Annotated in this window: 6 protein-coding genes; all 6 read right to left on the reverse strand. The window is 56.9% G+C overall.

Annotation, left to right across the window (positions count from 1 at the left end; all coding sequences use genetic code 11):
- Nucleotides 1–78 precede the first annotated feature (78 nt).
- The gene (locus EPO09_RS12910) at nucleotides 79–444 is read right to left on the reverse strand and encodes a response regulator (protein ID WP_290643709.1); all 366 of its coding nucleotides are present in this window, start codon (nucleotides 442–444) and stop codon (nucleotides 79–81) included.
- Nucleotides 445–470: 26 nt separating this feature from the next.
- Nucleotides 471–1,442, reverse strand: a complete 972-nt coding sequence (locus EPO09_RS12915; protein WP_290643711.1) for a chemotaxis protein CheX — start codon at nucleotides 1,440–1,442, stop codon at nucleotides 471–473.
- Between the two features lie 31 nt (nucleotides 1,443–1,473).
- Nucleotides 1,474–2,028: a hypothetical protein gene (locus EPO09_RS12920; RefSeq protein ID WP_290643712.1), complete on the reverse strand. Its 555-nt coding sequence runs from the start codon at nucleotides 2,026–2,028 to the stop codon at nucleotides 1,474–1,476.
- Between the two features lie 5 nt (nucleotides 2,029–2,033).
- Complete coding sequence (locus EPO09_RS12925) at nucleotides 2,034–2,762, reverse strand: methyl-accepting chemotaxis protein (protein ID WP_290643715.1); 729 nt, start codon at nucleotides 2,760–2,762, stop codon at nucleotides 2,034–2,036.
- Nucleotides 2,763–2,988: 226 nt separating this feature from the next.
- On the reverse strand, nucleotides 2,989–5,274 hold the full coding sequence (locus EPO09_RS12930) for an ATP-binding protein (RefSeq protein WP_290643717.1): 2,286 nt from the start codon (nucleotides 5,272–5,274) through the stop codon (nucleotides 2,989–2,991).
- A 286-nt stretch (nucleotides 5,275–5,560) separates the two neighbouring features.
- A partial coding sequence (locus tag EPO09_RS12935) for a transposase (RefSeq protein WP_290643719.1) occupies nucleotides 5,561–6,222 on the reverse strand: 662 nt, incomplete at its 5' end.

A 6,222-nucleotide genomic window follows, 5' to 3' on the forward strand; every position in this document is an offset into this window, starting at 1 on the left:
CGTTTGCACACCACCTGACGGGCTCGACCGTCTACGTGGATGGCGGCTCAACATCATGGCCTGAAGCGCCTCAGACGCTTATTCAGCCAGCTTCTTGAAGGTGGCGATCACGGCATCCCCCTTGAAGGGTTTGACGATCCAGCCCTTGATGCCGGCGGCCTTGCCACGCTCTTTCATGATGGGCGTGTTTTCCGTGGTCAACATGATGATGTTGACGGTGGCATTACCCAGTTCGCCACGGATCTTCTCTGCCATGGTCAGGCCATCCATATTGGGCATGTTGACGTCACTGACCACGAGCTTCACGCGGGGGTCGCCCTTGAGCTTGGCCAGGCCATCACGACCGTCCACGGCCGTGATCACGTCCAGACCGGCCTTCTTCAGAAAATCACCGACTTCATTGCGGACGGTAGCGGAGTCATCAACCACAAGAACTTGTGCCATGTTTGTTCACCTCATTGAGAAAATAATCAGAAGAGCTCCAGCTCACCCGAATCAAACAGATCTTCGACCAGTGCTTCGTTTTCCTTGAACTTGTCTGGCGACCAGCTCAGGTTGAACACGAAACGTTGATACAGAACCAGGTTGGGACCATTGCCGCTCTTGTCCGACAGCGTGTACTTGAAGCACAGTTGCGGATCCTCCGAACCGAAGGAGATGTAGCGGTGCAGGTGGTTCACCATGATGGGCACCTGCGACGAGCGGCCTTCCAGCGGCTCATACGAAATGAAGCGGTTCTTGAACGAACCCCACACCAGGTTGGTGACTTCGCCCAGCACGTGGTTGATGTCCCGGAAGTTGACGTAGTCCGTGGTGATGTGGGTCTTGTCCGACTCCACAAACTTCACCAAGGGCTGCTCTTCGGTCTGCAGCATCATGTAGCCACGGCACCAGTTGCTCTCCAGCGGGATCAGCGTGAACAGCTCGCCATAGATGATGCGGTCGCGCACGATGTAGGGCGCTTCGCTGCCCACCTCCACATCCTTGAACTGGCTTTCCAGCGCCGCCTTGGTGATTTCGGTGATGCCGCGCACCAGGGCGTTGGGATAGACCAGACTGAAGATCGTCTCGTTGATGACCGGACCCAGCCTGTCAATGTTGCCAATGCTGTAGCCTTGGCTGAACAAGGATCGATCAGACTCATTCAAGGAGTCGAGATCGTCAGCCACCTCGCGTCGCAAGAATATTGGCAGTTCAGGACGCACTTCGTGGATTTCGCGTGCCAGGCTGACGCCACCGTCCGCCGTACCCCCGCCGTAGTCTTCGCTCAAGAAGATGGCACCCAGGTCCACATTGGACTTCAGCACACCCATCACGTTCTCTGCCTGAGCCTTCACGCCCACCAGATTGTTCTCGTCACAAAATGCCTTGATGCGGGCTGCTGCGTCCTGGGAATCTTCCAGCACGAGCACTTTGCTGACCAGCTCTGCTTTTTCAACCATGGTCCTAATCCTTCTGGGGTGAAGATGGCGACTAGAAGAGTTCCAGTTCGCCGTTGTTCTCTTCGGTCTGTGTCATATCGACCGCAAAATCGATATCTGCAAACTCACAGACGCACACGCTGGCGTGCATCGTGAAATTTTCATTGATCGAGATTTTGAAATGCTGGGTATAGCCAGCATCCAGCTCAGTCAAGTAGTCAACGCACTCGCGGTCCAGCACATTGGGCGTGGACATGCCGAGGTGCGGAAAGTGATTGCCCAACTCGCGATTGAGTGCGCCACAGAAGATGTTGCCGCACTCGCAGATCACATCGAGAAAGTCGGACTCATTCATCGTCTCGACCTCGGAACGGTTGATGGCCGCGAAATGCGCCTTGGTCTCTCTGTTGAGCGTGAAGTACAGCATCGTCATCACACGGAAGGTGTAAGACGAGACGGTCAACAAGACCACCTTCTTCTCTTTGGCCTCTTTGACGTCAGCGATCACGGATGCTTCGCACTGCCCCTCGGACGAAGCACACAAGGCGTTCTTGAGCGCACCGGTGACGATGAAGTCGAACGCATCCTTGGCTTGCTGGCTGATCATGGTGTTCAGATGGCCTCAGCGACCAATGCATCTTTGGTCTTGGTGTTGATCATCTGCAGCTCGGTCACCGCACCGATGATCATCTTGCCCCCCGCCTGGAGATCCTGGAAGGTGGTCGTGGTGATCAGGTCGTTCTTGTAGAGGTTGTTGCGGTAATCGTTGGACAAGGCCTCCGCCCGATTGGCCAGCGTGCGCACCTCATTGGCCACGACCGCAAAGCCCTTGCCCATCTCGCCGGCACGCGCCGCTTCGATCGATGCGTTGAGCGCCACGATCACAACCTGGCGCACGATGGCGGCAAACTCGTCGTTGCGATCGTGCATCTCGCGGTTGTGCGTGATCAGTACGTTCATGTCGGCATGCCAGCGCTCGAAGGTCTTGATCAAGGTGAGCAGCTTGTCGATGGAGTCAGCCAGGCGATTGCAATTGACCAGCGTCTGCTCCTTGCTGCCTGCGGCCACACCTTGCACCTCGCTGAGTTGGCGCTCCAGACTTTGGCGCAGCTGCCCCAGCTCGGATTGCGCAGCCGATTGCTCGCTGTGCAGTTGATGCTGCTGCTGATCGAGCTCGTGGCGAAGCTCCTCCACCGTGCGTTGCAAAGCTTCTTCACGTGCCCGCGCCTCGGGGGCCGACACGAGTTCACCTCTGAGCTTGAGTGCGCGTTGATGGTGAAACCATGCACCGAATGCGCCAATCAAGCATCCCGACAGAAACAGAATCGAGTAGAGCAGCATGTTCAAACCTTGCGGTGATCAGGCAGCCCCGACATGAACCATGTCAAGAACTGCTTAGTTACCCCAGCTTATCGGCGTATGCAAGCGGTCATAAAGTCGCACAGGCGTTCAAATTGCACGCTTTTCACACCTTGACTCATCGACAACAAACGCTCACGTGGCCACACCAACAAAAAAGCCCTGCCAGCGTCAACCAGCAGGGCTTGGCTCATCAGCCTTGTCAGGCTCAAGCCTTGACTGCAAACTTCTCGGGCAGCGTGATCTGCAACTCGAAGGCACGCTGATCGGATTCAGCCTTGTCATCCGTGAAGTGGATGGCAACGTCGCCACCTTCGTTGCGCAAGAAGCCTCTCACCGCGTCCATACCCACGCCACGGCCAGACACCTCGGTCACCTTGTCCGCAGTCGAGAAGCCCGAGGCAAAGATCAGATTGGCCACGGTTTCAGGTGGTGTGTTGTCCCCCGCCTGGATCAGGCCACTGTCGATGGCCTTCTGGCGAATTCGCCCCACAGCCAAGCCCTTGCCATCATCAAACAAGCGCATCTTGAGTTGACCATCCGCCAGCGCGACATCAAGGGTGATGCGCCCCACAGGATTTTTGCCTGCAGCATGGCGCACATCACCCGTTTCAAGACCGTGATCCATTGAGTTGCGGAACAAGTGCGTAAAGACGTTCTTGAGCAAACCAATCGCCTGGTTGCGCACCACGATGCCGTTGTCGGCGATGGTGATCTGCGGAGGCTCTTTACCCAACTCCGTGGCCAGTGAAGGCATGGACTCGACAATGCCGCTGAGCACAGAATCGATCTTCTCGGTGCCAATCAGCCGCAAGGTGCGCTCCACCGCAGCCAGCGCCTTGCGCATGGCCTCGGTGTCGTCGGCGCCTGCGTTCTTGATCAACTCCAGCGCATGGCCAACCTGGTCCTTCTCGACCATCAGGAAGCGCTCGACATTGCCGCGACGGCCCGGCCCCTTGCGACCCAGCTTGACGTCATTGATGCGATGGTAGTCATCTACCAGGGCATGCACCTGCGCCAATTGGTTGAGCAAGGCATCCTGATCCCAGACCTTCTCGTCGTCCTTGCGCAGTTCGTCGTACTCCTGCTCGGTCTCGTGCACGACGTTGGTCATGTTCAGCAGGCCATAGGTACGGGCGTTGCCCTTGATCGTGTGCATGTTGCGGAACAACAGGCCCACTGCGTCCAGATCCTTCTGAGGCGTTTTGCGGATGATCTCTTCGTTCTCGGCCACGAACTTGTAGGAGGACTCGATGAAGTCCTGGAACTTCTCCTGGCTGACAGCCAGGATCTCGCCAATGATGTCCAGTTCGCGCTTTTGCGCACCGGCCTCGCTGGCCAGCTTCTTGAACTCGGTCACGTCGCGCACGCACAGCATGAGCTTCTCGACCACATCGTTGTCATCGGCAATGGGCGACCAGCTCAGCTCCAGGCTCTTGACGGAGCCTGTAGGCAGCGTGATGTCGAACTCGGTGACCAGCAGGTGCGAGTTGAACTCGTAGTTCATCAGGTCTTCGCCAATGCAGGAACCAGCTGCAGCATCGACTTGCGACAGGTCGTTCGAACCCAGGCTGGTATTGGTGAACACCAGCTCCATGAAGTTCTTGCCGGCGATGTCCTTGGTCTCGAAGATCGTTTCCATGTAGGCCGAGTACTCGGGATGGATCACGCCACCAGGCAGCACGGTCAACACACCTTGAGGCATGTTCTGCAGCATGGCCTGGATGTCATGCGTCTTCTGGCGCAACTGGGATGTGCGCTCTGCCACGCGACGTTCCAGAGAAGCGTTCTGCTCGGCGATCACGGCCATCATCGCCACGTTGTTGCGGATGAAGAAGACCAGCACCCCCATGAAGATCAAGTTCATGACGCCCAGCGCCATGCCCATGTACAGGTTGAGCTTGACGGTCTGCTGCGACTGCGCCAGCGTCTTGACGAAGTTGTTGTAGCTGGACTCGCGGAACTTCTTGATCGACCCTCGCAACTCGTTCAGCGTCTTGTTCATCCGCTTCGTCTGCTCGGGCATGTTGCCGACCTTGTTGCCGAGGAAGTCCTCAGCCGTTTTCAAGGCCATGTCGTTGTACTGCTTGTTCTCCTCGCGCAGCGCCTGGATGTCCTTGGCTCGCTCGGGATAGATCTTCTCCATATCGGCAAAGGCTTGATCACCTTTGTGGAAGAAGTCTTCGGCCTCGTCCAACGGATCATGCTCGCCCAGCATCACCGAGCGCATGAACAGCTCTTCCATCTTGTCCAGGCGGACGATGTTGGCGTCGATCTGTTGCAGCACCGGGAAGTACAAGTCCTTGATCGCAGACAGCTGATCACTGCTCTGGAAGGATTTGCGCACGCTGTAGCTGGTCACAGCCAGGAACACCACGATGGCCACGCCGACCATGAAGATGATCTTGCGCAGCGGATTGGAGTTCGAAGGTGCGTGCGTGGCTGGGTCGGCCGCTAGGGCTGCTTTGCTCGCTGTATCGACTGGACTCTGCATGGTTTGTTCCATTGCCGTCAACCTTTTAAATAATCCGGTGTCGAGCGCCAAGGCCTGATCGGACAGGCAAACGCTCGGACCTGATATTCACCACCCAAAATTCAGGATGGCGAAATCAGAATACGAAATACCGGACAGGTTTACGGCCAGAAAAGCGTCCACTTAAGACTGCAGTAAGCGTTTTTTCAATTCGATGTGAGAAATGATCACCATAGGCGAAAAAAAAGCGTGCCACAGAAGGGCACGCTTTTGACGCTTGACGCCAGCCGAGCTGGCTCAACCAGCATCAGGCATGGGCTGCCCGCAGTTTGCGAGAAAAATCCTGCAGAGCAGCAATGCCACTGGCTTCTGCGCGCTGGCACCAAGCCTGCAGATCCAGCACCAGCTGCTCAGCCGACACGTTCGTACGCGTCCACAAGGTACGCAACTCTTCACGCATGGCCAGCAGCTTGTCCAGCTGAGGATTGGCCGCGCGGGCCTGATCCACTTCCTGCTGCATGCCTGCCGGCAACTTGTCAGCATCACGGTGCATCCACTTGCGAGCACGCAACAACTGATTGGCGGTCGACACCTGGCCGCTTGCCTTCAGGCGCGTCACTTCAGCCGAACAAGCCTGGCGAACTTCACTGGCGTAGCGGGCCATCAATTCATAGCGATTGGCCACGATGGCTTCAAGTGTTTTGGCGTCGGCTACGGGTTTGATGTCCCCCAGTTGCAGACGGGGGGGCGTTTTGCGAACCTTGGCCAGCCCCAGCAATTCCAGGCCACGGATGTAGCCCCAACCAATGTCGAACTCGTAAGGCTTGACCGACAGCTTGGCCGACGTGGGATAAGTGTGATGGTTGTTATGCAGCTCTTCGCCACCGATCAGAATGCCCCACGGAGAGATGTTGGTAGAGGCGTCAGGCGCTTCAAAATTGCGATAACCCCAGAAGTGACCGATCCCGT

It is taken from the genome of Aquabacterium sp. (assembly GCF_004297345.1).
Lineage (GTDB): Bacteria > Pseudomonadota > Gammaproteobacteria > Burkholderiales > Burkholderiaceae_C > Aquabacterium.